The organism is Acidobacteriota bacterium (assembly GCA_028874215.1).
GTDB lineage: Bacteria > Acidobacteriota > UBA6911 > RPQK01 > JAJDTT01 > JAJDTT01.
Genome location: JAPPLF010000006.1, coordinates 21,087 through 46,478, shown reverse-complemented (window position 1 = coordinate 46,478; position 25,392 = coordinate 21,087). Strand labels below are relative to the sequence as shown.

Sequence of the window (25,392 nt, the reverse complement as noted above, 5' to 3'; positions counted from 1 at the left end):
ACTGTCATGCGTGCATTTCTGTTTCTTCTTCTTGGTTTCACGGTTTCCACATCTACTCTGCCGGGTCAGGATGCGGCGGCGGAGTACTTCGAGAAGCGGGTCCGTCCGGTTCTGGCCAACAAGTGTCAAGCCTGCCACAACTCCGGCCTCAAGACCGGCGGACTGGATCTGTCCAGCGCCGAGGGATTCGCGAAGGGCGGCCAGAACGGCCCCGTGGTTTCCAGCGAGGCGCCGTCCGAAAGCCGGATCCTGGAAGTCATCCGGTACCAGGAGCGAATCAAGATGCCTCCCGGCGGGATGCTGCCCCAGGATGAGATCGCCGCCCTGGCGGACTGGGTCAGGACCGGAGCTCACTGGCCGGGAGCCCCCGTTGCGGACAGACCGCCGGTTGGAGCCGAAGGGGGCGGCCGATTCACGGCGGCCGAGCGGAACTTCTGGGCTTTTCAGAGGATCGAGGATCCAAAACCTCCCCAGGTGAACGATGTGGACTGGGTCCGGTCCCCGCTGGATCGTTTCGTGCTGGCCCGGCTGGAGGCGGCGAACCTGCGTCCGTCCGCTCCGGCTTCCCGGCTCGCACTGTTGAGGAGAGCCAGCTACGACCTCACCGGGCTGCCTCCCAATGAGAAACAAATCGCCGATTTTCTGAGTGACGAATCGCCCCGCGCTTTCGAGAAGATGGTGGACCGGATGCTGGCTTCTCCCCGGTACGGCGAACGCTGGGGGCGGCATTGGCTCGACGTGGCCCGGTACGCCGACTCCACCGGCAACGACGAGGATCACCGCTACCCCTACGCGTGGCGTTACCGCGACTACGTGGTTCAGGCGTTCAACGACGACCTGCCCTACGACGAATTCATCACGGAGCAGTTGGCCGGCGACCTGCTCCACGCCGGCGCGCCCGTCGAGAAGCGGCGCCGCGGGATCGTCGCCACCGGATTCCTGGCCTTGGGCCCCAAGGCGCTGGCGCAGCAGGACAAGCAGCGGATGCTCTACGACGTCTGGGACGAGCAGTTGGACGTGGTCTCCAAGGGTTTCCTGGGGCTCACCGTGACCTGCGCCCGCTGCCACGACCACAAATTCGATCCCATTCCCACCAAGGACTACTACTCCCTGCTCGGCATGTTCGCCAGCACCCGCAGCTTTACGGCCATGGGAAGGACCGTTTCCAAGCTCCTGTTCACGCCGCTGGTCCCTGCGCACGAGTACCAGGCGTACAAGGACCACAAGGAGTCGATCGGCAACAAGAAGTTCGAGATCGAAGACGTCGTGGACCGGGAACTACAAGCCTACGTGTCCAAGCTGAGTCCCCGGTTGGCCGACTACATGCTGGTTGCCGGCAATGCCGGCGGAGACGAGCAGGCCGAAGCGCTGGCGGCGGACCACGATTTGCAGGCTCCCATATTGCGGAAGTGGATCGATTACCTCCGGCCGCGCGAGGTCCGAAGACCTCATATGGACGAGTGGCGCCAGGCTTCCGATGCGAACCGGTCGCAGACGGCGGCCGCTTACCAGAAACGGTTCCACGAGCGCCTGGAGGAATGGAACGAAACCCTCCGGAAGTGGCGGGAGCGGGTCCGCCGCATGCTCAAGGAAATGAACATGCCTCCGCCGCCAAGGCCCAAATTCGAGCCGGGGGAGGACCGCTTTTTCCACGAAGTCTACTTCGCCGGCAAAGGACCGTTCTTCCTGGGGGAGAAGGCCCAGGAAAAGGTCTTTTCCCAAGAATCCAACCGGCGTCTGGAACTCTACCGACAGGAACTGAAGCACTTGGAAGAGACCTTGCCTTCCGAGCCGGCCATGGCCTGCGCCGTGGAGGACGGAGATCCGGTCCGGCAACGGGTCTTCGTCCGGGGGGACTACAACAACCTGGGCGAGGAAGCGCCCAAGCGCTTCCCCCAGATTCTGGCGGGGGCGGACCAGGATCCGATTTCCAAGGGCAGCGGCCGCATGGAGCTGGCCCGCTGGTTGACCGGTCCGGACCATCCACTGACGGCCCGGGTGATGGTCAATCGCATCTGGCAATGGCACTTCGGACAGGGACTGGTGCGAACACCCAATAACTTCGGGAAATTGGGCACTCCTCCGACCCATCCTCAACTGCTGGACTACCTGGCTCGCCGCTTCGTCCAAGAGGGTTGGTCCATCAAGAAGATGCACCGTCTGATCATGACTTCGGCCACCTACCGAATGGGTAGCGGGACCACCCCGGAGAAGAATTTGCGGGACCCGCAGAACCAGCTTCTGTCCCGCTTCGAACGGCGGCGCCTCGAGGTCGAGGAGATCCGGGACGGTCTGCTGTCCATGGACGGTTCCCTGGACCTGACCATGGGCGGAACCCTGCAGTCCGGGTTCGGCACCGACACCGAGAACAGCAACGACCGCCTGAGTTTGAATCCGGAGACGGTCCGCAGGAGGATGGTCTATCTCCCCCTCCGGCGCGCCAATCTCCCGACGCTCCTGAACCTGTTCGACTTCGGCGACGCCACCACCAGCATGGGCAAACGGGCGCACACCAACGTCGCCCCCCAGGCCCTGTTCATGATGAACAGCGAGTTCGTGGCCGACCGGGCCCGGAATCTGGCGGCCCGGCTGGAAAAGGAGGACGCCGGTCCGGCCGAGCGGATCGACCGGGCCTACCTCATCACCCTGAACCGGATACCGGAGGTGGAAGAGCGGCAAGCTGCGCTGGCCTACCTTGGTGACTTCACGGGGAAATTCGAAGGGGCGAAGGCGCCCGGTCTGGATGCCTGGGGCAGCTTCTGCCGGATTTTGATGGCGTCCAACGACTTCATGTATGTTGACTAGATCAGAATTCGGCGGCAAGATCGGGACAGACCCGCTCGACGCGACGCAAGTCCCGGATCCGGAACCAGGATCGGGCTTGCTACGGGATTGAACCATACTCGAGGTGATCTCATGATCGAGAATCCATGGAAGAATTTGCAGCGGCCCCCGCTGTTGACGCGGCGCTCCATGCTGAGAGACACGGCCTGCGGCTTCGGAGTTCTGGGACTGGCAGGACTCCTGTCCGAGGCGGACCGGCTCGCCGCCGCATCCGCAGAGGCCAACCCGCTGGCCGTCCGGAAGCCGCATTTCGAGCCGCGGGCCCGGCAGGTCATCTTCCTGTTCATGCACGGCGGACCCTCCAGCGTCGACATCCTGGATCCCAAGCCCCGGCTCTACCGGGATCACGGGAAACCGCTCCCCATCAAGCGTCCCCTGGCCTTCGACGAGGATCCTCCGGGACCGCTGATGAAACCGCTCTGGGACTTCAAACGAACCGGCCAGAGCGGCATTCCCATGAGCGACCTCTTTCCCCACGTCCGGACCTGCGTGGACGACCTCTGCGTGATCCGGTCCATGGTGGGAGAAGGCGTGGACCATGGAGCCGCGCTGCTGCAGACCTTCACCGGCACCAGCACCTTCACCCGCCCGTCGCTCGGGTCCTGGGCCCTGTACGGCCTGGGCACGGAGAACCAGAACCTGCCCGGCTACATCACCATCAAGCCGGCGTTGGCCCACGGCGGCGCCAAGAACTGGAGTTCGGCCTTCCTGCCCGGGGCCTACCAGGGCACCGCCATCGGTCACTCGGGGCTCAAGGTCAAGGACTTTCGGGGAGAACCCATCGAGTACCTGGTTCACCGCGGCTTCACGCCGGAGCAGCAGCGCTACGAGCTGGACATGCTCCAGAACATCAATCGGCGCCATGCTCAACTTCGACGGCACGATGCCGAGCTGGAGGCCCGCATCCAGGCCTTCGAACTGGCGTTTCGAATGCAGATGAGGGCGCCCGAGGCCTTCGAAGTCGAGAAAGAATCGGAGGCCACCCGGAAGCTCTACGGCCTCGACCGGGAGGAAACCCACGAGTTCGGCTGGCAATGCCTGCTGGCGCGGCGCCTGGCCGAGCGGGGCGTGCGCTTCATCCAGTGCACCCACAGCTACAAGTGGGATCAGCATTCCCAACTCTACGAGAAGCACACCGAGAACGCCCGGGAAGTGGACCTGCCCATCGCCGGTTTGCTCAAGGACCTGAAGTCCAGGGGCATGCTGGAGGAGACGCTGGTGATCTGGGCCGGAGAGTTCGGACGCACCCCGGTCTCCCAGGGAGGAGACGGCCGCGACCACAACCCCTACGGCTATTCCATCTGGATGGCCGGCGGCGGAGTCAAGCCCGGATTCGTCTATGGCGCCACCGACGACATCGGCTACCACGCGGTGGAGGACCGGATGCACATCCATGATTTCCATGCCACCGTTCTTCACCTGCTGGGGCTGGACCACGAGAAGCTGACCTTTCACTACACCGGACGCGACTTCCGCCTGACCGACGTCGCCGGCGTGGTGGCCGAGAAGATCCTGGCGTAGCGGGATTTTCGCCCGGAGGGTTCTCCCTCAAGCGGAATTCGTCATGATCAAGCGTGGACTGGCATTGGCTGTCATCGCGGCCGCCTGTGGCTTGGTTCACGCTTCCGAACCGGCCCCCCGGTTCGACTCCCAGGTCCGCCCCCTCCTGAACCGGTATTGCCTTCAATGCCACGGCGAGAGCCTCCAGATGGGAGACCTGGATCTGCGGACCGTCTACTCCATGGAAAAGGGAGGCAGCCAGGGTCCGGCTCTGGTGAAAGGGAATGCCGGCGGGAGTCTTCTCTACCAGCGGGTCGCGGACCACAGCATGCCTCAGGGGGAGGAGAAGCTGGAACCGGAGGAGGTCCGGCTGCTGGCCGATTGGATCAATGCCGGTGCTCCGTGGGATCCGCTTCCGGAGCAACCCGATTTGGAACCGGCCGCGGCGCATCTCCCGTCCCATTGGTCATTCCGCCCGATCCGGAAACCTCCCGTCCCGTCCGTCAGGAATCGGGATTGGGTCCGGACGCCCGTCGACGCCTTCATCCTGAGCCGGTTGGAGGAGAAGGGCATCCAACCCGCGGCCCTGGCGGACTCCAGAACCCTCATCCGGCGGCTGACCCTGGTCCTGACCGGCTTGCCGCCGTCTTTGGAGGAGTCGGACCGGCTGACCCTGGGTCCGGGCGATCCCGCCCACACCCGACTGGTGGACGAACTTCTGGGCGCACCCCAGTACGGTGAACGCTGGGCCCGGCACTGGCTTGACGTGGTGCGTTATGCCGAATCCAACGGCTACGAGCGAGACGGCACCAAACCGCACGCGTGGCGTTATCGCGACTACGTCATCGACGCCTTCAACCGGGACAAGCCCTACGATCGCTTCCTCACCGAGCAGTTGGCCGGAGACGAAATCGACGGCACCGACGCCGAAACCCAGATCGCCACGACATTCTTGCGTCTCGGGACCTGGGACGACGAACCGGCGGAGGAACGCCTGGACCGCTACGAACAACTGGACGACGTTCTGGGGACCGCCAGCAGCACCTTTCTCGGCCTGACCCTGCGTTGCGCCCGCTGCCATGACCACAAGTTCGAACCCTTCAGCCAGGAGGACTACTATCGCTCGCTCGCCTTTTTCGAACCGCTCAAGCGTCCCAAGAATCTCCTGAAACCCCGCGTCGATCTGGACCGGATGGTGGGCACGCCGGAAGAACTGGAACGGTACCGGGTGGCCTCCATGAATCTGAGGATTCAGATGGAGGACCTGCAGGCGGAGAAGAAGAAACTGAGCCGGAAGATATTGAATCGGCTGCTCTCCGGCGGGGACTCCGACCGGGATCTCAGCTGGGCGCACCACGCCGAAACCGTCCTGGCATTCCGGACCCGGGAAGAGGACCGGACCGACGAGCAGAAGTCCCTGGTCCGCAAGTTCGAGGAACGCATGGATCGGGAGATCCTGGCTGAAGCCACCACCGAAGAGGCCGGAAACCTGAGTCGATGGGAGCGGGAGATGGCCCGGGCGAAGGCGAAGACCCCCGCCGAACCTCCTCGGGCCTACGTCTGGTATGAAGACACTCCTTACCCTGCCGCCACCCGGATTCTGCTGCGCGGCGACCCGGGGACGCCCGGGGAGGAGGTTCACCCCCTGGTTCCCACCATCCTGGGCCGTCCGGACCTCTTGTCCCGGCTCGGACCCGTAGAGCCGACCGTCGACACCAGCGGACGGCGGCGCTGGCTGGCCCGGTGGATGAGTCACCCCGAAAATCCCCTGGTGGCCCGGGTCATGGTGAACCGGATCTGGCAGTGGGTCTTCGGCGACGGCCTGGTGGCCACCGAGAACGATTTCGGCGTCGCGGGGGACACCCCCAGCCACCCCCGGCTGCTGGACTGGCTGGCCTCCGAATTCATCGACTCCGGCTGGAGCGTGAAGCACCTGGTCCGGCTGCTGGTCGGCTCCTCCACCTTCGCCCAATCGTCCGACTGGAACCCGCAGGCCGCCGGCGCGGATCACCAGAATCGCCTCCTCTGGCGGTGGCAGCCCCGTCGCCTGGAAGCCGAAGCCGTCCGGGATTCGATGCTGGCCGTCAGCGGCAGTCTCAATCACTTCATGCACGGTCCCAGCATGTTTCCCCGAATTCCCGACTCGGTCCTGGCCGGACAGTCGATGCCGGGACTCAACTGGGGAGACCCCGATCCGGAGCAGAACCGCCGGCGGAGCATCTACATCTTCGTCAAGCGCTCCCTGGCCGTTCCCGAACTGGATTTGCTGGATTCACCCGACACCACCTCCAGTTGCGAGCAGCGCCGGGTCTCCACCACCGGGCCCCAGGCCCTGACGTTTCTGAATGGAGACTTCGCCCATGAGCAGGCGCGGCGCCTGGCGCAAAGAGTGATGCGCACGGCCGGCGACGAACGGGACAACCAGGTCCGGGGCGCTTTCCGGATGGGACTGGCCAGGGGACCCAGCCCCGAGGAATTGGAAGCGGCGCTGGACTTTCTTCGGGTCCAGGAAGCGCAGATCCGCGATGACCTGACCGGGACCGAGACGACCCCGGCGATCAAGGCGCGGGCCCTTCAGTCCTTCTGCCTCACTCTGCTGAACACCAATGAGTTCTTCTACTTGAACTGAGATTCGCTGGGCGGAGTGCAGCGAGGCCGCGCGGCGGGGGCGAAATTGCAAGTGAACCGCCGAAGAACTACCCTGGGACATCGCCCTTTTCGCGAAGGCCATGGAAATGCAATCTGAACCCCAGAACCTTCAACCGGGAAACGGACGTCGACTCACCCCTTGCGGACAGACCCGGCGCGAGTTTCTCTGGGAGGCGGGAGGCGGATTCGCCGGCACCGCTCTGACGTTTCTACTGGCGCAGGACGGCTTTTTCGGGCATACGGTCCACGCCGCTCCCGGAAAGCCGCCGGCTCCGGATACCGGCGCCCCCCACTTTCCGCCCAAGGCCCGGGCGTGCATCTTCCTGTTCATGTACGGCGGTCCCAGCCAGATGGACCTGTGGGACCCCAAGCCGGAACTGAACAAACGGGACGGCCAGCCCATGCCCGGCCTGGATGCGGACCCGCTCCTGAAGCTCCGCAAGAAACGCATCGGCGGGCTCATGGGAACGCCCTTCAGCTTCCGGAAATGGGGCGAGTCGGGGATCGAGGTTTCGGAACTCTTCCCTCATCAGGCCGAATGCGTCGACGAAATGGCCGTGTTCCGCGGCACCTACGCCGACAGCTTCGCCCACGGTTCGGGACTGCTGCAGATGAACACCGGATTCCTTCGCCAGGGGCATCCCAGCCTCGGTTCCTGGGTCACCTACGGCCTGGGCAGCGAGAACCGGAATCTGCCCGGCTATGTGGTGATGGTGGATCATCGAGGGGGCCCCATTTCGGGGCCGCCCAACTGGAGCTCGGGCTTCATGCCCGCCACCTACCAGGGCACGCAGCTTCGCTCCGAGGGAGACCCGATCCTCTTTCTGAAGCCCCAGGAAGGAGTCACCCCGGCCCAGCAGGGCCACCAGTTGCGGCTGCTCTCTCGCATGAACCGGATGCGCGGCGCGGCCGGGCCGGAAAACGGCGAGTTGATGGCGCGAATTGCCAGCTACGAGCTGGCGTTCCGGATGCAGCAGTCCGCTCCCGAAGCCGTGGACCTGGCCCGCGAATCCCAGGCCACGCGGCGCATGTACGGACTGGAGGACCCGGAGACGGAGAAATTCGGCCGCAAGTGCCTGATTGCCCGGCGGTTGGTGGAACGGGGCGTCCGCTTCATCCAGGTCTATTCCGGCGGCGGCCACGGCGACGACACCTGGGACGCTCACAGCAACGTGGTCAAGAACCACACCGCGCACTGCCGCCAGACCGACCTTCCTATCGCAGGCCTGCTCAGGGACCTGAAGAGCCGCGGACTGCTGGAGAGCACTCTGGTGGTCTGGGCCGGCGAGTTCGGCCGGACTCCCACCAGCCAACGGGGCAAAGGCCGCGACCACAGTCCGCGAGGGTTCACCACCTGGATGGCGGGGGGCGGCGTTCGCGGTGGACAGGTCATCGGCGCCACCGACGACTTCGGCTACGAGGCGGTGGAGGACAAGGTCCACGTCCACGACCTGCATGCCACCATCCTGCACCTCATGGGACTGGACCACGAACTCCTCACCTATTTCCACGGCGGCCGCGAGATGAGTCTCACCGACGTCCACGGCCAGGTCATCCGCAAGGCGCTGGCCTGACCGGCCTGACGGTCATTCCAACTCGAAGCTGAAGAGTGTGGTCCCGGCGGTGATGGCCAGGTGCTGCTTGCCCTGGTTGAGGTAGGTGATGGGATTGGTGGCGATCATGCCGCCCAGTTGGGCGAACCAGAGCTGCTCCCCGGTGCGGGCGTCCAGGGCGAAGAACTGGCCGTCGGTGGTCCCTCCGAAGGCGAGGTCGCCGGCGGTGGTGAGAACACCGGCCCAGGGGACGGTCAGCATTGGATACTCCCACTTGAGCTCGCCCGTCTCCGGGACCAGGGCCCGGATCGCTCCCCTTCCCGGCGGCTCTTCGGACGCTCCTTGAACCAATCCGCCCCAGTAGGGAAGCCCCGGCGTGTAATCGGCTTCACCCTTGTAGAAGAGATTGGGCAGCTCCCAGACCGGCACGTAGAAGAGATCGGTGCGGGGACTGTAGGAAGGAGAGTACCAGTTGGTGCCCCCCTGGACGCCGGGATAAACCAGCGTCCCCTCCTCGGTGGGCTCCATGTTGGGGACCCGGACCGGGCGGCCGTTCTCGTCGATCCTCTCCGCCCAGGTGACCTTGACGTAGTTCTTGGCCAGGAGAAACTCTCCGGAGGTCCGGTCAAGCACGTAGTAGAACCCGTTCCGGTTGGCGAAGTACATGAGCTTCCGCCGGACTCCGCCGAACTCGCCGTCCACCAGCACCGGGATCTGCACCGAGTCCCAATCGTGGACGTCGTGGGGAGTGAACTGGAAATACCAGCGCATCTTTCCGGTGTCGGCCTCCACGGCCACGACCGAAGAGGCGTACAGGTTGTCCCCCAGCCGAACGTCGCCGTTCCAGTCGGGGGCGGGATTCCCCGTGCCCCAGTAGATGAGGTCCAGTTCCGGATCGTAGGAACCGGTGATCCAGGTCGGCGCTCCACCCTGTTTCCACGAGTCGCCGGACCAGGTCTCGTTCCCCGGTTCTCCGGGACCGGGAATGGTGTAGAAACGCCAGGCCCGCTCGCCGGTGGCGGCGTCGTAGGCATCCAGGAATCCCCGGATGCCATATTCCCCGCCCGAGATGCCCACGATGATCTTGTCCTTCACAGCCAGCGGCGCCACCGTGATGCTGTAGCCCTCGTCGTACTCGGCCACCTTCGCCTTCCAGACGACGGCTCCCGTCTTGGCGTCCAGGGCCACGAGTTGGGCGTCCAGAGTGCCCAGGTAGACCCGGCCGTTCAAAATGGCCATTCCCCGGTTCACCTGGCCGCAGCAGACGCTGACGCGTTCCGGCAGTTTGTGCCGGTACTCCCAGTAGGGCCGGCCGGTCCGGACATCCAACGCCAGGGCGTCGCTGGGAGGCTGCGTCACGTACATGACGTCGTTGACCACCAGCGGCGTGGTCTCCACCTTCTCCAGGCTCTTGAACTGGAACGCCCAGTCCAGGCGGAGGCGGTGGACATTGGCGGTGTTGACCTGGTCCAGGCCGCTGTAGCGCCAACTCCGGTAACCGCCCGAGTAGGTGAGCCAGTGTCCCGGCAACTGGTCCGCCGTCAGCAGTTCATCGGAGGTCACCTCTCCCGAGAGGACCGCCGCTTCCTGTCTGGAAACCGTTCCGCCAGGCTGGCAGGCCGCCGCCAGCAACAGCACCAAACAGATCGCCGAATGCCGTTTCATGGACGCTATTTCCTTTTCAGAGAAGCGAGATAGGCCACCAGGTCGTCGACTTCCGCCTCGGAGAGATCGTCCTGATAGGTGGGCATGGCCGAGACCTGGCCCCTGCGTATCTCTTTCAGGAGCTTCTTGGAATAGGAGAGGAGGCGCTCTTCCTCGTCCATGACCTGGATCGAATAGGTGTCTTCATTCAGGACCACCCCCTGAACGGAGTCTCCGTCGGCCAGGGTGAGGGTGACCGGCCAGTAGCGGCGGGTGCCGTCCACGAAGGTCTCGGAACTGTTTCCGATCTCCGCGCTGGGTTCCAGGATGGACTCTTTCAGGAAACTGCCGGACCGCTTCCAGCCCACGTCGCTCAAGTCGGGACCCAGACGCCCTCCCTGTCCGTCGACCATGTGACAGCGGGAGCAGTCCCCTTGCTCCTCGAAGACGACCTTGCCCTTGGCGGGGTCGCCGGAAAGCGCTTCGGGCGCAAAACGGCGGTCCAGCGATCGAATATAGGCGACCAGTTGCCAGACCTCCCGATCGGTGAACCGGTGGGCCGCCATGCTGGTCCCGGTGATCCCCTGGCTGACGATGCGGAACAGGGCCGAGTTGCTGTTCCCATGACGATACTCGGATCGGGTCAGATCCGGCCCCGATTCGCCCGTGGCGTCCAGGGCGTGACAGATGGCGCAGTGGTTCCGAAAGTTCCGGGCGCCGTTATTCAAGTCGGCGACCGAGGTGTAAGGGTTCTCGGCGACCGGCTGTTGCGCCGGCGACTCGTGTGTCAGCGTCAGGAACAACAAACCGGCGGCGAGGAGGTTGGTATTTTTCAAAACGGTTTCAACGTTGTGTTTTTCCTATCCGAACCCCTGTCGGAAGTCAAGGCGCGAGACGGAAAAGGAAGACGTCAACGCCAAAGGACGCCCCTCATATTCTTCCGTAAGAGGATCACTATTGTCTTTGTATGATGAATATTGGTCCGTATTTTACTATCTATAGAAAATCTCTTTCCTACGGGAATCTGCGGGAGAGTGTTTCCCGGGCCTCGATCCTGGCCTTCTCCAGCACGTCCTGCAGGCGAACCGGCGCCCCGCCGCGCCGTTTGCTCTCGTCGGCGGCTTCCATGAAGACGTAGATTTCCAGCGTCGTGGCAGGATCGACAGGTACAACGCGAGTCTCGAAAAACTCCACGATCCGGGCGACCAGGGGAGGATAGCCGGTGAAGCCTCCCAGCGGCGCGATGGCGTCGCTCCCGAAGACGGTCCCGCCGAATCCCCGCTTCCCGGTCCGGCGCCCCCGAAAGGTGCCGAGCCGCCCGTCGGACCACCTTCCCACCACCACGTCGTCACTCGCCGTCGTCATCCGGCTCAGCTCCACGCAGCCGGGCCCCAGGACGGTGTAGAGGGTTTCCACCCCATGAATGCCGTACCAGAAGAGATCCGGGTGGGTCGGCTCCAGGTTGCCGGGACCGTAGGCGTCGCAGGCCAGGATCTTCCCCACCTTCCCTTTGACCACTTCCTGGACCCCGGCGGCATAGCGCAAAGCGGACGAGGAGAAGACCGGTGTCCCGTAGCGTTTCGAAAGCTCGTAGATGGCAATCACGTCCGCCAGGCTTCCCGCCACCGGCTTGTCGATGAAGACCGGCTTGCCCGCCTTCAGGACCGGCGCGGCCTGCTCCAGGTGGGGACGCCCGTCGTTGGTCTCCAGCAGGACCACGTCCACCTTCTCCAGGAGCGCCTCGATGCTGGGCACGATTTCGACGCCCATCTCCCGGACCCGGCGCGTGTATTCCGGGACCCGCCGCACGCTCGACTCGATGTCGGGGCTCCCCTGGGGGTACGCGGCCACCACCCGGCAGCCCGGGACGTGGTTCTCGTCCTCGGGATCGTTGAGGATCCGGGTGAAGTGGACGGAGTGGGACGTGTCGAGGCCGATGATCCCGGCCCGCAGCGGCGCGGCCCGCACTCCGGCATCTGTCGACGCCGCAAGGAAGAAGAGCAGAAACAGGAGCGGCGAACCGATTCGAGCCGGGTTCACTCCACGTATGAGACGCATGAAAAAGTGGAGCGGGAGACGGGAATCGAACCCGCGACGTCCAGCTTGGGAAGCTGGCATTCTACCGCTGAATTACTCCCGCTCGCCCATCATTCTAGCACCCGGCAGAAAGAATGAAACGCCGTCCGCAGAAACTCGGCCACCTTACTGATCACCGCACCCGCTGTTACGTCCATTGCCAAGCACCGAGCCTCCGCCAAGAGGAATTCGGCGACAATATCAAGAGTTGGGCCGCTTAAAAGTAGATTCCCATCTTGTCTTTTGGCGTCTTGAGCAAAGCTGGAACTCGGCTATGGTGCTCAATCCACTCTCGTGTTGGGGGTGAAATCCACCCGGTCACCTTGAGAATGCTTTGGTGATCTTTCCTGAGGTTTCTCGCAAAGATGGGTTCGTGATGGGCGATTCTATTCCGAAGCATTCTCAGGTAATTGAGCGGCTTGTGCGCCTGTCGCCGCGTTAGAGTCTTACAGTATGGGAACACTTTGCGTAGCGCCGGCCGCCACAATGTCATTTCATAGTTTGCTCTGTAGTCCGAACCTCGGATCTGGCCACCGGGTCCTAGCAGAGAGACCCAGAAACCAAACGGCAATACCGCCACGATCTGGGATGGACTAACGGCGTAGCCGTCGCGCCTTAATCTCAGCTTCGCCTTTGCGATCCGCGCCCGGCAACCGTCGTCAAGCCCGGCATTTGGATTCTTGTACCATGTCGCGCCGTAACTCCTCCCGATTTGACGATGCATGGCATTGCGCAACGCCACCTCCAACCCTTGAAGTGGCCCATAGAAGGCGCCGCTGACTACCGTATTCCAAGTGTAGAGCAGAGCTGCCCTTTCGATGTCTCCCCGGGTCACCCTTCGATACGTGTCCATGCGCTCGGACGAGAGCGATGTCTCGAGTTCCTTGAGAAAACCTTCGGTGTACAAGAAGGTTTTGACGCGTCGCCGCTGCTCTGCCATACTTCCTCTCGTACACCCCGGACCCGCCTCTGCCATCGGTATGCGTCCGGGGTTCAGCCTTTCAGGAGTCTGAATTGATTCGCCGTCACTGTCTGTAACCGCGTCGCGAGACGGCCTTACGGGCTACCCTGATCTTTTCCTCTACCTCGCGGAAGTCTGGCTCAAGATTTTTCAAGCGGTCTACAAGCCCACCGAGATCATAGAAGTTTGTCCGCTTCCCGCCATGTCTGGACCTTCGTTCAATCCGCTGGACCAGTCCGGTTGTTTCGAGGTCTGCGATATGGCGCTGCACTTGGCAAGGACGCGCTCACTGGGGGTCCAATTCATTTGCACAAGATTCTGAGGATAACGAGCTAATTGGAATTCGACCCTTGGGCAACCGCCATGTCCTGGGCGTCGATGATGGTGTTCATGGCCTTCCGCAATCCGGTGAGCGCCAATTGATAGTCGATCTGGGAGCGCAGTTCCACGAGCCGGGCCTCGGCCACGTCCCGCTGGTACTGCAGGAGCTCGAAGTTGGTGGAGAGTCCCGCCTTGAACCGCTTGGTTTCCAGTTCCAGTTGTTCTTCGGCAAAGCGAACCGCCAGCGCGGACATGTCCAGTTCCCTCTTTTGAATGCCGAGACGTTCGTAGGCGTTGCGGACCTCCTCCACGATGACCTGTTCCTGCTCCCGAGTCTCGTGCCGGAGACGGCGCTCGGCGATGGCGGTTTCCGCCATGAGGCCCTCGTTGCGGCGATTTCTCAAGGGGATCTCCACATCGACGAAGATCCCGTAGGAGATGTAGTCGAACCCCAGCGCCTGTCCCATGGAATCGCCGAAGTTGCCGTAGAAGGGGTGCGCCGGATCCGGCTCGCGAGTCAGAGCCCCGAAGAAATCCACGTTCTTGAAGACCTGTCCGGAACGGCCGTACGATCCGACGTTGGCCCTGAGGTTGATTCGTGGCTTGCCTTCCCTCTTGTAGTAATCCCTGTCGACCCGGTTCTTTTCCAACTCCAGGTTCAGGCGCTCCAGCTCGGGGCGTCGCTTCAAAGCCTGTTCGATGGCCTCCTCCAATTCGATGGCCAGGGGCCGGATTCGAGGCCGGTCCGTGGGGATCAACGTCAGATTCCAGAGGGCAGCCGACCGGTCGGGCGTGAGGAGCTTCTTGACGGCATTCTGCCGGATGACAATCTGGACTTCGGCCTGAATCGTGGCCTGCTCCCGTTTGGACACCTCCGCCCGGGTCCGGCTGACCTCCATCGGAGCCGAAATGCCCACGGCGACCCTCCGCTTGTTGAGCTCGTGCTGCAGGACGGCCTGTTCGCGGGATTGGCGGCGCGTCTCGTGGTTGTCGATGGCCGAGACCAATTCCCAATACTCGGTCTGGAGGCGCAGGATGATGGCCGACACCCGCTCCTTGAACTGGCTCTCGTTGATGTGACGATCCAGGTTGTAGAGCTTCAACTGCCGCTCGGTCTGAGTCTGCCGGAAACCCCGCCACAGGGGTTGGCTGAATGAGAAGTTGAAGTAGGACTCGAAATTGGGATTGATGATGGAAAAAGCACTGTTGGTGGAGTTGCGATTGTTGTTCAAGGTCATCTGGAGGGTGCCGCCACCTTTGACCGGCTGTTGAACCGATGAACTGAGCTCGAACCCTCGCCGCAGGGAGGTGGGGACGTTGCGGCCCGCGTCCAGAATGCTGGTGGCCGGCCACTCGTTGGAATTCCAGCCGGTGGTGAAGCTGAGCATCGGATCGTAGTCGCCGCGAGTCTGGAATATCCGTTGTTCGGTCAGGTCTTCATTGAAATCCTCGATGGCGATCTCCAAATTGTTGGTCAGAGCCAGACGGACGGCCTCCTTCAAGGAGAGATCCATGAATCTTCCCTCGCTTCGAACCCGGTCCACGTAGGGTTCGCTGGCAGGGAATTCCTGGTCCGTATCGGAAGAGCCTTCGGCCGGAAACAATCCGAGCCAGAGAACGGCCAACAGGGAAAAAGGGGTGCGAACGGCAAACATCATTGAACTCCTCGCGTCGCTGTTGCATCTTCAAGTCAGAGGTTCGTCTCAGTTAGAGATGCGTTCGAAGTCCATAAGGATCGGCCGATCCCGATCAGGCCCGGGCACACGGCCGGATTTCAGCGGAGAGCAGCGTGCCGGAATGGCGTGTTTCCGGACGCTGCTCCCTGTAGACATATTATCCCTCAGACCGTCCTCCCTCCGGGGAGAGTGTTCATGAGAAACACCCTCTTGCCGCTTGTTCTTCTGTCCTGCACGGCCCTGGCGGCGGCCAACGACCTGGACGGGACCACCCGCATCGTCACGGTCCAGCAGCGGCCCTTCGTCAAGTTCGTGACCCTCACCGGCGAACTCCAGGCCGGCGATTCCCTGATCGTCTACTCTCCCAGGATTCCCCACCATTGGAACCTGAAACTGAGTCATCTGGCGGACCAGGGATCCAAGGTCCGGAACGGGGATCTGCTGGTGAAGTTCGACGGCTCCAGCCTGGAGACCGAACGGTTGGACCTGGAGAAGAAACGGGAGGAAGCGCGGCTCAAGATCGCCCGCAGGGAAGCCGAAATCGGGTCCCAACGGCAGGAGCAACTTCTGCAAAGGGCCACCGCCGAAAAGGAATTGAAGGTCGCCCGGGTCTACGCCGGGATTCCGCCCGACCTGGTGCCTCGGGAAGATTCCGAAAAGTACCGGTACGACGTCTCGCAGGCCAGGATCAAGCTGGACAAGGCCGACCAGCAACTCGCCAGTCAACAGGAAACCGGACGGGCCGAGTTGGAGGTTCTCGAACTCGACTACCAGCGGGCCGATCTGCAACTCAAACACCTGCTTCAGTCCATGGACCGGCTCACGGTCCGGGCGCCCTCCTCCGGACTGGCCGTCCGGGCGCGGCACGACCGGGAAGAGCGCAGGCTCCAGCCGGGAGACGCGGTCTGGGGAGGGCGTCCGGTCCTGATGCTCCCCAACCTGGATCACCTGGAAGTTGCCGCCGTCGTCTACGACTCCGAGCTCGGCCTGCTGCAGGAAGGGATGCCTGCCGAGGTGACCCTGGATGCCTATCCCGCCCGCCGCTTCCGCGGACGAGTGCTGCGGGTTTCGGAAGCGGCGAAGGCCAGGTCGCGGAGATCCCGGCTCAAGGTCTTCGAGGCCCGCGTATCCCTACTGGAAACGGATCTGGGCATCATGAAGCCGGGAATGACGGCTCGAGTGAGGATTCCGGTGCCGGTGGGCGAGCGAATGACGGCGCCCCGGGAGGCGCTCCACCTGGGGCCCGGCGGCGAGGTCTTCGCGTGGGATGAGACGGGGCGGAAGCTGCCGGTGAAAGTCCTGGATACGACGGACCGCTGGGCGTCGGTGGCCGGACTGGATGCCGGACAGAGACTCCTCCTGAATTTGGGCACGGACCCGGGCCGCCAATCGGAGGGGGATTGGATCCGGATGAAACGGGAGGACTTCACCCTCACCGCGCCCGGCAACGGAGTACTCAATGCGGCGTTGGCGACTTCGATCCAGTCGCCGGCTCTTCCCAACACCTGGAACTACAAGGTCACCCACTTGGCGCCCGAGGGAAGCCCGGTGGAAAAAGGGGACGTCGTGGTGCGCTTGGACCCGACGGAAGTCGAGAAGAAACTGCGTCAGGAAACGGCCAACGTCGAGAAGGCCCGGGAAGAGTACGAGAAGACCAAGGCGTCTTTGGAGCTGTCGGCACGGGACCTGGACCTGAAGCTGGAGGAAGCCCGGGCCGATGCTCAGAAGAAGGAGAAACAACTGGTGGAAGCCAGGGAGTTCCAGTCGATCCTCGACGTCAAAAAGGCGGAATACGAGGCGGAATTGGCTCGCCGCAAGGTCGAGACCCTGGAACTGCAGCGGAGGTTCGTGAAGCAGGACGCCGACCTGCAGCTCAAGATCCTGCAAGACAGCCGGCGGCTCTATGAAGAGAGAGCCTCCCATCACCGAAAATCGATCCAGGCCATGGAAATCGTCTCACCCCGGGCCGGCACCGTCCTTTACCAGAGGAACTGGCGCAACGAGCCGGTGCGGGTGGGAAGCGACGTGTACGCGGGCAGGACCATCATGAGCCTCCCCGACCTGTCGAGCCTGGTGGTGGACGCCCGGGTCGCGGAAATCGACGCCGGAAAAGTCCGCGTCGGCCAGGAAGTCAGAGTCGACCTGGACGCCATTCCGGACCGGACCTTCAAGGGAAGGGTCGCGTCGGTGGCCACCCTCTTCTCTCCGGCCAGCTTCGATCGGCCCATGAAGGTCCTGGACCTCACGGTAGAGCTGGAGCGCGTGGACCAGGAGAGAATGCGTCCGGGCATGGCCACCCGGATCCGGATCGTCGTCAACCACTTCCAGGATGTCCTGACCTTGCCCCTGTCGGTCATTCAGACGGAAAATGGCGAGTCCTTCGTCTGGGTGAATCAGGAGGGCGGGCCGGTCAAGCGATCCATCAAGTTGGGGCGGGGCAACGGTGTCGTCGCCGTGGTCAAGGAAGGGCTGACGGAGGGAGAGGAGGTCGCCAATGTGCCGGATGCGGGGTGACAGCCCGTGGCAAAAGTCGTCACGGCATTCGACCGGGTCTGCACAGGTGCGGACTGCTCGGACAGCGCCGACAAGAACGCGGATCGATTTCATGAAAATCCTGCCCGGCCTGCTACTGCTTTCTTGCGCGGTGGCTTCAGGACAACCTCTCCATTGCGACTTCACCGACTACCGTCCCCTGGAGGGGCTGAAGGCCGAGAGCGTCGACGGAGACGTGGTCTTTGAATGGACAGGCTCCGCAGCGCCGGTGCCGGCCGGCGGCGGAACCTCAGCCGGGCGGCTCCGGGCAAGTTTCGGCCTGGCGGGCGCCCAGCCGGTCATACGGCAAATGGCCGCACTTTCCGGGGAGGGGCACTGGGTGCCGCTCGTGCAGGACGCCCGTCCACAGTTTCATGTAGCGGAGGGAAAGCGCCGCATCTCCCACCAGCAGTTGCGGCCCATGCAGGCCCTGGGCCGGGAGGCCACGCCTGAAGTCGTGGAGCAGGAGAAATGGAAGGTCTTCTGGGACGCCCCGCTGAATGTGCCGGGCCGCGAAGGCGTGAACCCCGGGCTCCCCAGGGATCCCTCGGAGGTGACGCGCAGCGAGGTCCGATACAACGTCAAAGCGTGCCGGGTGCGCCGGGACGGGGTGCGGCTCCAGGTTTCGTTTGACGGTTTGACGTTGGGCTCGTTCCAGGGGAGCCTTCGATTCACCGTTTACAAAGGGTCCAACCTGGTTCGCCAGGAGGCCGTGGCGGCGACGGCCAGGCCATCGGTCGCGTACGTCTACCGCGCCGGGCTGGGCGGTCTGAAGAGCGATGACTACCGGCGTCTGCGCTGGAGGGACATCGCCAGGGACTGGCAGCACTATCGCTTCGGTGGTGGTGTCAATGACGGTCCCGTTCCGCTTCGCGCCCGCAACCGGATCCTCCTGCTCGAGCAGGAGCGCGGTACGCTGGCGATCTTCCCCCCCTCTCACAAGTTCTTCTTCGCGCGTGAGATCGAGATGAATCTCGGTTACGTCTGGTACCGGCAGTCAGAGAAGGGGCGCTTCGACGCCGGCGTGCGCCAGGCCGAGCGGGAAGAGATGTTCCGCCCGTGGGGCGCTTCCCAGGAAATCTGGGAAAAGCGGGTCCGTCAATCGCGCGCCTTCGCGGAAGGCAACTTCGCTCTCTACAACGCTCCGCCGGGAACGCTGCAGCGGATGGCCGTCTACTACTACCTGGGACCGCGGGACGCGGAGTCCACCCTGAAAGAAGTGCTGGCCTACACCCACGGCGACAAGTACAAGCCGCTGGAGGGCCACCAAGTGGCGGTCAGCCATTTCCATACGCACTTCGCCGAGCAGCTGGTCGACCTCGGGTCCCTTGACGCGAGGCCTCCGTGGGTTTCGGCATTCAAGGGCCTGGGGATCAACATCGCGATGATGTCCGATTTTCATGGCGACGGGCACCCGGCGGACGAAGGTGAAGTCCGGTTCAGGGAACTGGACGAGTACTTCGAGGCCTGCCGGCGTCACTCGGACAAGGATTTCCTGCTGCTGCCCGGCGAGGAGCCGAACGTGCATCTTGGCGGGCACTACACGCTGGTGTTCCCGAGGCCGGTCTACTGGTCCAAGGTGCGCGGGTCCGACAAGGCGTTCCGGTCAAGCCACCCGGATTACGGGACGGTCTACCGCGTGGGCTCGGCGGGCGAGATGCTCTCGCTGCTGGAAACGGAGAAGGGCCTGATCTGGCAGGCGCACCCGCGCACCAAGGGTTCGACGTTCTATCCCGATTCCGTGCGAGAGGCGCCCCACTTTCTCAGCGACCGCTATCTGGGAGCAGCCTTCCAGACCCTCCCGGCGGACCTGTCGACGCCGAGGATCTGCGAGGAACGGTGCTTCGGAACCCTCGACGACATGAACAATTGGGCAGGGCCGAAGTACATGATTGCGGAGGGCGATACTTACACCAAGTATCCCGAGGACGAAATCTATCCGCACTTGATCGTCAACTATGTGCGGTTGAACGAGTTGCCCGCTTTCGACGAGGACTGGAGCCCCATCACCGGGGCAATGAGGCGGGGAGAGTTCTTCGTCTCGACGGGGGAGGTCCTGATCCCGTCCCACGAGGTCGAAGGATTCGAGGACCGCAAGACGTTTGTCGCCGAGGTCGAATGGACATTCCCCCTCGAGTTCGTAGAACTCGTTTGGGGCGATGGCAAAGCGACCGGCCGGCAGGTGCTGGCGACAACCGGTCTCGGTTCGTTCGGCCGCAAGACGTTCCGGATGGAATTCGATTCACCGGGCAAGAAGTGGGTGCGGTTTGCCGCCTGGGATTCGGCCGGCAACGGGGCGTTCACCCAGCCGGTCCACCTGTCGGGACGGTGAAGGCGCAAGGTGCTCTGCGATGGGCATTCATGTCCGTTCCCGGGGCGCCGGAGGGCCGATGAAAAAAGTCTACCTGGCATTGTCGCTCCTGGTCGTCGCGGCGGGCGTCGTTTTCCATTTCCGGGACGCGGGCAGACAGTGGTTGGCCACCCTGATGGATCCCCAGGAGAACGAACCCGTACCCCTGATGCGGGTGACTCCCCAAGACTATCGGGTCCTGGTTCGGGCGGACGGCGAACTCACAGGTCTACAGGTCACACCGGTCCACGCCCCCATGGTGAAGACCGGCTCGCTGAAGTTGGCCTGGCTGGCCGATGAAGGCCAGATCGTCGAGCAAGGGGACACCGTCGTCGCGTTCGACCAGACCGACGCGGTGCTGACCCTGCAGCAGAGCCATAACACCCTCGACACTCAGAATCACCTCATCGAGAAACAGAAAATGGAGGCGCGGAGCCGGGCCGCGACTCTGAAGCGGGACCTTGAGAGCACGGATTTGGAACTGGATTACACGCAGGATCAGATTCGAAAGGACGAACGGATCTTCTCTCGATGGGAGATCCGGGAATCGATCATGAGCGCCGCCCTGGCCCGGTACAGAAAGGGACACTTGAATCGCAAGGGGGAGGTGGAGCAGGGGCTCTCCGAAGCCGACCTGCGCCTTCTCCAGGTCGACCGGAAAATGGCGGAAACGGAGATGGAGATGGCCCGGGAGACCCTCTCCTCACTCGAAGCCAAAGCTCCTCTCGGCGGGGTGGTCCTCTACCGGCGGAGCTGGACCGTTCTCGAAGTGGGCTCCGAGGTCTGGCCCACACAGCCCTTGATGGACATCGCCGACATGGAACGCTTCCGCGCCCGGTTGTTTGTCCCGGAAAACCAGATTCGGGGAGTGCAGACCGGAAAGAAGGTCCAGGTTCGGCTCGATGCGTTTCCCGGGGAGAACTTCTCGGGAGAAATCGACAAGGTGGACAAGATCGCCCGGCAAAGGCATCCGCGCGACCCCCGGAAGTTCTTCCTTTGCGAAGCTCGGCTCCATGTCTCACCCGAATCCATGGAGAAGCTGAACCCGGGCATGCGATTCTCCGCCGAGATCGAGCTGGGGGAACAAACCGGCGTTATCGTGATTCCCCGGAGCGCGGTCATCAAGAAGGATTCGGAGTTCGTGGTCTTCGTCAGGGAAGGCGGCGAGTACCTGGAGAAAAGAATCGAGATCGTGGACAGCGACTTCGGCTTCCACGTGGTTCAGGGCCTGGCTGCAGGGACCCGGATCTGCCTGCGCCACCCCCTGGAGGACCAGCGCCTCCACCTTCCCGACTTCAGCTCTCCCACGGCGAGCACTCAGCGGCGCCGTTACGTCCCCTTTTGAGCGCATGTTCTTCGCCGAGTCGGTCAGGATCGCGCTTTCCAACCTGCTGCTGCACAAGCTCCGCACGTCTCTGACCATGCTGGGAATGATCTTCGGAGTGGCCGCCGTCCTGTCGATGCTCTCCATCGGGGCCGGAGCCGGACGGGAGGCTCTGTCGCTGATCCAAAAGATGGGGCTGCGAAACGTCCTGATCCGGGCCAAGGCATTCGAGGAAGAGGAACTCCGTATCATCCGGCAGGACTCTCCCGGCCTGACGCGCCACGATGTCCAGGCGCTGGGGCAGGTGCTTCCGGCCGGGACCCGAATCCATGCCAGGAAGGAACACAAGACCTACCAGATCGCGTCGGCGCTGGGCCGGGCGGACTCGCGGATCCTGGGAGTCGACGCCGGATACCCTCTCGCCGCCAATCTGGAAGTGGTGGAAGGCTCATTCTTTCTGCCCACGGACGGACTCAAGCGCCACCAGGTCTGCGTCTTGGGAAAGACGGCCCGCCGCAAGCTCTTCGGACTGAATCCGGCACTGGGAGAACCGGTGAAGATCGATGCGCTCTGGTTCACCGTGGTGGGAGTGCTGGCCGACCAACTACTGGAAAAGGACGAGTTCGAAGGCGTCAGGATCGAAAGCGTGAACAACGACATCTACGTTCCGCTGGAGACCCTTCTGGCCAAGTACGAACGCAAGCCGGTGGAGAACGAACTGGACGAGATCGTCGTCCAGCTTCCCCAGGGCCAGGATCTCTCCGAGCAGGCCGCCGTGATCTCCGGCATGGTCGCAAGCACCCACCGGAACATCGACGACTTCTCCATCGTGGTTCCGGAGCGCCTGTTGGAACAGAGCCGCCAGACCCAGCGGATCTTCAACCTGGTCATGGGCGCCATCGCTTCCATTTCCCTGCTGGTGGGAGGAATCGGGATCATGAACATCATGTTGGCCTCGGTCCTGGAACGGACCAACGAAATCGGCCTGCGCCGGGCGGTGGGCGCCCGCCGCCGGGACATCGGCCGGCAGTTCCTGCTGGAGGCCCTGGCCATCAGCCTCAGCGGCGCGGCCCTGGGCGTCCTGCTGGGCTCCTCCATCTCCAGCGCGGTCTCCACCTACGCCGGTTGGCCGACGACCATCACCGGCGTGTCGGTCCTGCTGGCGGTCGGGGTCTCGGCATCCGTGGGGCTCGTCTTCGGGATCTACCCCGCCCGAAAGGCCTCCCGCGTCTCTCCCATCGAAGCCCTCCGCTATGAATAGTGCTCCCCTCCACGAAGCTCCTGAAGCAACGGCGGCAGGCCGCGACCGCACTTCCAAAGTGCTGATTCGCGCCGTCGAACTGTGGAAGAGCTACCGGATGGGCACCCAGGTCGTGCACGCCCTGCGGAACCTCAGCTTCCAGGTCGAAGAGAACGAGTACCTGGCCATCATGGGGCCGTCCGGCTCCGGCAAGTCCACTCTGATGAACGTCATCGGCTGCCTGGACACGCCGACTCGCGGGCAGTACTTCCTTCACGGGAAACTGGTGAGTTCGATGAACGATGACGAGCTGGCGCGGGTCCGGAACCAGGAAATCGGCTTCGTCTTCCAGACCTTCAACCTGCTGGCCCGGGCCTCCGCCTACAAGAACATCGAGTTGCCGCTCATCTACAGCCGGCTGCCGGCGTCACGGCGCCGTTTCAGAACCCGTGAGATTCTGGCTCAGGTGGAACTGGAGGACCGGGCCCACCACCGGCCCAACGAATTGTCCGGGGGGCAGCGCCAGCGGGTCGCCATCGGGCGGGCTCTCGTCAACCGTCCGTCGATCCTCTTGGCCGACGAGCCGACCGGCAACCTGGACTCGCGCACCGGCCGGGAGATCCTGAACCTCTTCGATGCCCTCCACCGAAAAGGCAACACCATCGTTCTGGTCACCCACGACCCCGGCATCGCCGAGCGCGCTCATCGCGTGATCGAGTTGCTCGACGGCAAGATCACACGGGACGAGAAGCTGCGCGGACCAGAAGGATCAGAACATCTCGGTCCGCCAGAGGTCATGGAGGTGAATGATTCCCACGAGCCTTCCGTCGCCGTCCGGCACCGGCAGTGAAGTGATTCTCTTCCTCTCCATGAGGTTCAGCGCCTTGGTGGCCAGCTCGTCGCCTCCGATGGTGACGGGGTTCGGAGTCATGCACTCGGCGGCGGTGCAGGCGAGGATCGATCCGCCTCGACTCTGCAGCATGCGGCGCAAGTCACCGTCCGAAATGACCCCCGCGAGCCGGCCGTCTTCCGCCACGATTCCGGCGATGCCCAGTCCCTTCCGGCTGATCTCGTCGATCACCTCCTTCATGGAGGTGGACGCTGCGGCCTTGGGAATCTCATCCCCCCGGTGCATGAGATCGGACACCAGAATCAACCGGCTGCCCAGCCCCCCGCCCGGATGGAGCCGCGCGAAGTCCCGTGGCCGCAGTCCCTTTCGCTCCGAGAGAACGACGGCCAACGCGTCCCCCAAGGCCAGGGCGGCGGTCGTGGATGCCGTGGGGGCCAGGCCGAGCGCGCAAGCCTCCCGGTCCACTCCCACGTTCAGAACCACGTCGGAGTAGTGGGCGAGCGTCGATTCCATCTCTCCCACCAGGCCGATAAGGGGAACGCCGAGCCGCTTGAGGGTGGGAAGCAAACGCACCAACTCGTGAGTCTCGCCGCTGTTGGAAACGGCAACGGCCAGATCCCTTTCGGCCAACATGCCCAGGTCGCCATGGATGGCGTCGGCGGGATGGACGAACAGGGCGGGCGTCCCGGTGCTGGAGAGGGTCGCGGCGATCTTCCGGGCGATGATGCCCGATTTTCCCATGCCGGTGAGAACCACCCGCCCGGTGCAGGAAGCCAGCAGCTCGATGGCCCGGTCGAAACGATGGTCGAGACGGGGAATGAGAGCCGCGACCGCCTCGGCCTCCGTCTCCAGGACTCTCCGGGCCGTCTCCCGGGACCGGCTGGTCCCGGCATTTCGACTCGGCGCGGTCTCAGCTTGCACGACCGTCCTCCCCAGGTTTCAACGGCTCGAATCCGGCTTCCCTGGTCAGTGCGTCGAGCCGGCAAAGTTGCGTCAACATACCTTTGAGCAGATCGATCTGCAATGCGTTGGCGCCATCGCTCAGGGCCCGCTTCGGCTCCGGATGCACCTCCATGAAGAGCCCGTCCACACCCACCGCCACAGCCGCGCGCGCCAGATAGGGGATGAAACCGCTCTCGCCGGAGCTGGATCCGCCGGCTCCACCGGGCAGTTGGACGCTGTGGGTGGCGTCGAAGACCACCGGTACGCCCAGTTTTCTCAGCAGCGGGAGCGACCGGAAGTCGACAACCAGGTTGTTGTATCCGAAGCTGGTTCCCCGTTCGGTGACGAACAGGTCCCGATTGCCCGTGCTTCGGGCCTTCTCGACCGCGTGAACCAGATCTCCGGGCGCCAGAAACTGTCCCTTCTTGATGTTGACCGGTCTTCCCGTGGCGGCCGCCGCGACGATGAGATCGGTTTGACGGCAGAGGAAAGCGGGAATCTGCAAGAGGTCCAGGACTTCCGCCGCCGGGCCCACTTGTCCGGGTTCATGCACGTCGGACGTGACCGCAACACCCAACTCGCGGCGGATTCGTCCCAGGATCTCCAGGCCGCGGCCCAGGCCCGGGCCCCGAAAGGAGCGAATGGAAGTCCGGTTGGCCTTGTCGTAGGAAGCCTTGAAGATGAAGGGGACGTCCAGAGCGGACGTGATTTCCCGGAGCCGGGCGGCGACACCCAGGGCGTGTTCTTCGCTTTCGATGACGCAGGGACCTGCGATGAGAAAAAAAGGCTGCCGGGCGCCGAGCCGCCATTTGCGGAAGTCCATCCGTCTTCTCACGGCGACTCCAGATCATACCGCAAAGAGAGAGGGGAAAGGGGTCGCACTGCGGCGGACTGATCCGGCAGACCTTGCCGGGATCCGGAACCCGGAAC

General features: G+C 63.6%; 16 protein-coding genes and 1 tRNA gene. 9 read left to right on the top strand and 8 right to left on the bottom strand.

Annotated elements, in window-relative coordinates:
* Positions 1–6: 6 nt before the first annotated feature.
* The 4 genes from OXT71_01090 to OXT71_01075 all read left to right on the top strand — a co-directional run bounded on the left by OXT71_01090 (position 7) and on the right by OXT71_01075 (position 8,567).
* Positions 7–2,805 carry a PSD1 and planctomycete cytochrome C domain-containing protein gene (locus OXT71_01090; GenBank protein MDE2924978.1) on the top strand — a complete coding sequence of 933 codons (2,799 nt, stop codon included), beginning with the start codon at positions 7–9 and terminating at the stop codon, positions 2,803–2,805.
* Between the two features lie 111 nt (positions 2,806–2,916).
* Positions 2,917–4,365 carry a DUF1501 domain-containing protein gene (locus OXT71_01085; protein ID MDE2924977.1) on the top strand — a complete coding sequence of 483 codons (1,449 nt, stop codon included), beginning with the start codon at positions 2,917–2,919 and terminating at the stop codon, positions 4,363–4,365.
* Between the two features lie 43 nt (positions 4,366–4,408).
* Positions 4,409–6,973: a PSD1 and planctomycete cytochrome C domain-containing protein gene (locus tag OXT71_01080; GenBank protein ID MDE2924976.1), complete on the top strand. Its 2,565-nt coding sequence runs from the start codon at positions 4,409–4,411 to the stop codon at positions 6,971–6,973.
* A gap of 106 nt (positions 6,974–7,079) precedes the next feature.
* Positions 7,080–8,567, top strand: coding sequence for a DUF1501 domain-containing protein (locus OXT71_01075; protein ID MDE2924975.1), 1,488 nt, complete (start codon positions 7,080–7,082; stop codon positions 8,565–8,567).
* 12 nt (positions 8,568–8,579) lie between these two features.
* Here the strand turns inward: OXT71_01075 and OXT71_01070 are convergent, their stop codons facing one another.
* From OXT71_01070 to OXT71_01045, 6 genes are all read right to left on the bottom strand, one after another.
* Entirely contained in the window at positions 8,580–10,211 is a 1,632-nt protein-coding gene (locus OXT71_01070) for a PQQ-dependent dehydrogenase, methanol/ethanol family (GenBank protein MDE2924974.1), read from the bottom strand.
* 5 nt (positions 10,212–10,216) lie between these two features.
* Complete coding sequence (locus tag OXT71_01065; protein ID MDE2924973.1) at positions 10,217–11,026, bottom strand: c-type cytochrome; 810 nt, start codon at positions 11,024–11,026, stop codon at positions 10,217–10,219.
* A 178-nt stretch (positions 11,027–11,204) separates the two neighbouring features.
* The gene (locus OXT71_01060) at positions 11,205–12,248 is read right to left on the bottom strand and encodes a Gfo/Idh/MocA family oxidoreductase (protein ID MDE2924972.1); all 1,044 of its coding nucleotides are present in this window, start codon (positions 12,246–12,248) and stop codon (positions 11,205–11,207) included.
* Positions 12,249–12,255: 7 nt separating this feature from the next.
* Positions 12,256–12,330 (bottom strand) — tRNA-Gly (locus tag OXT71_01055).
* Positions 12,331–12,483: 153 nt separating this feature from the next.
* Positions 12,484–13,206: an Abi family protein gene (locus OXT71_01050; GenBank protein MDE2924971.1), complete on the bottom strand. Its 723-nt coding sequence runs from the start codon at positions 13,204–13,206 to the stop codon at positions 12,484–12,486.
* Between the two features lie 353 nt (positions 13,207–13,559).
* The gene (locus OXT71_01045) at positions 13,560–15,206 is read right to left on the bottom strand and encodes a TolC family protein (GenBank protein ID MDE2924970.1); all 1,647 of its coding nucleotides are present in this window, start codon (positions 15,204–15,206) and stop codon (positions 13,560–13,562) included.
* Between the two features lie 213 nt (positions 15,207–15,419).
* Here OXT71_01045 and OXT71_01040 point away from each other — a divergent pair, with 213 nt between their 5' ends.
* The 5 genes from OXT71_01040 (at position 15,420) to OXT71_01020 (ending at position 23,520) form a co-directional block, all read left to right on the top strand.
* Positions 15,420–17,738, top strand: coding sequence for an efflux RND transporter periplasmic adaptor subunit (locus OXT71_01040; GenBank protein MDE2924969.1), 2,319 nt, complete (start codon positions 15,420–15,422; stop codon positions 17,736–17,738).
* A gap of 91 nt (positions 17,739–17,829) precedes the next feature.
* Entirely contained in the window at positions 17,830–20,088 is a 2,259-nt protein-coding gene (locus OXT71_01035; GenBank protein ID MDE2924968.1) for a hypothetical protein, read from the top strand.
* Between the two features lie 58 nt (positions 20,089–20,146).
* On the top strand, positions 20,147–21,451 hold the full coding sequence (locus OXT71_01030) for an efflux RND transporter periplasmic adaptor subunit (protein ID MDE2924967.1): 1,305 nt from the start codon (positions 20,147–20,149) through the stop codon (positions 21,449–21,451).
* 4 nt (positions 21,452–21,455) lie between these two features.
* Positions 21,456–22,691: an ABC transporter permease gene (locus OXT71_01025; protein ID MDE2924966.1), complete on the top strand. Its 1,236-nt coding sequence runs from the start codon at positions 21,456–21,458 to the stop codon at positions 22,689–22,691.
* A 61-nt stretch (positions 22,692–22,752) separates the two neighbouring features.
* Positions 22,753–23,520 carry an ABC transporter ATP-binding protein gene (locus OXT71_01020; GenBank protein MDE2924965.1) on the top strand — a complete coding sequence of 256 codons (768 nt, stop codon included), beginning with the start codon at positions 22,753–22,755 and terminating at the stop codon, positions 23,518–23,520.
* On the opposite strand, the gene OXT71_01015 is transcribed toward OXT71_01020, so the two are convergent.
* A complete protein-coding gene (locus OXT71_01015; GenBank protein MDE2924964.1) occupies positions 23,440–24,441 on the bottom strand; it encodes a KpsF/GutQ family sugar-phosphate isomerase in 1,002 nt (333 codons plus the stop codon). The two genes, OXT71_01020 and OXT71_01015, sit on opposite strands and share 81 nt — an antisense overlap.
* Entirely contained in the window at positions 24,431–25,285 is an 855-nt protein-coding gene (kdsA, locus tag OXT71_01010) for a 3-deoxy-8-phosphooctulonate synthase (GenBank protein ID MDE2924963.1), read from the bottom strand. The genes OXT71_01015 and kdsA overlap by 11 nt, the downstream gene beginning before the upstream one ends.
* Between the last annotated feature and the right edge of the window lie 107 nt (positions 25,286–25,392).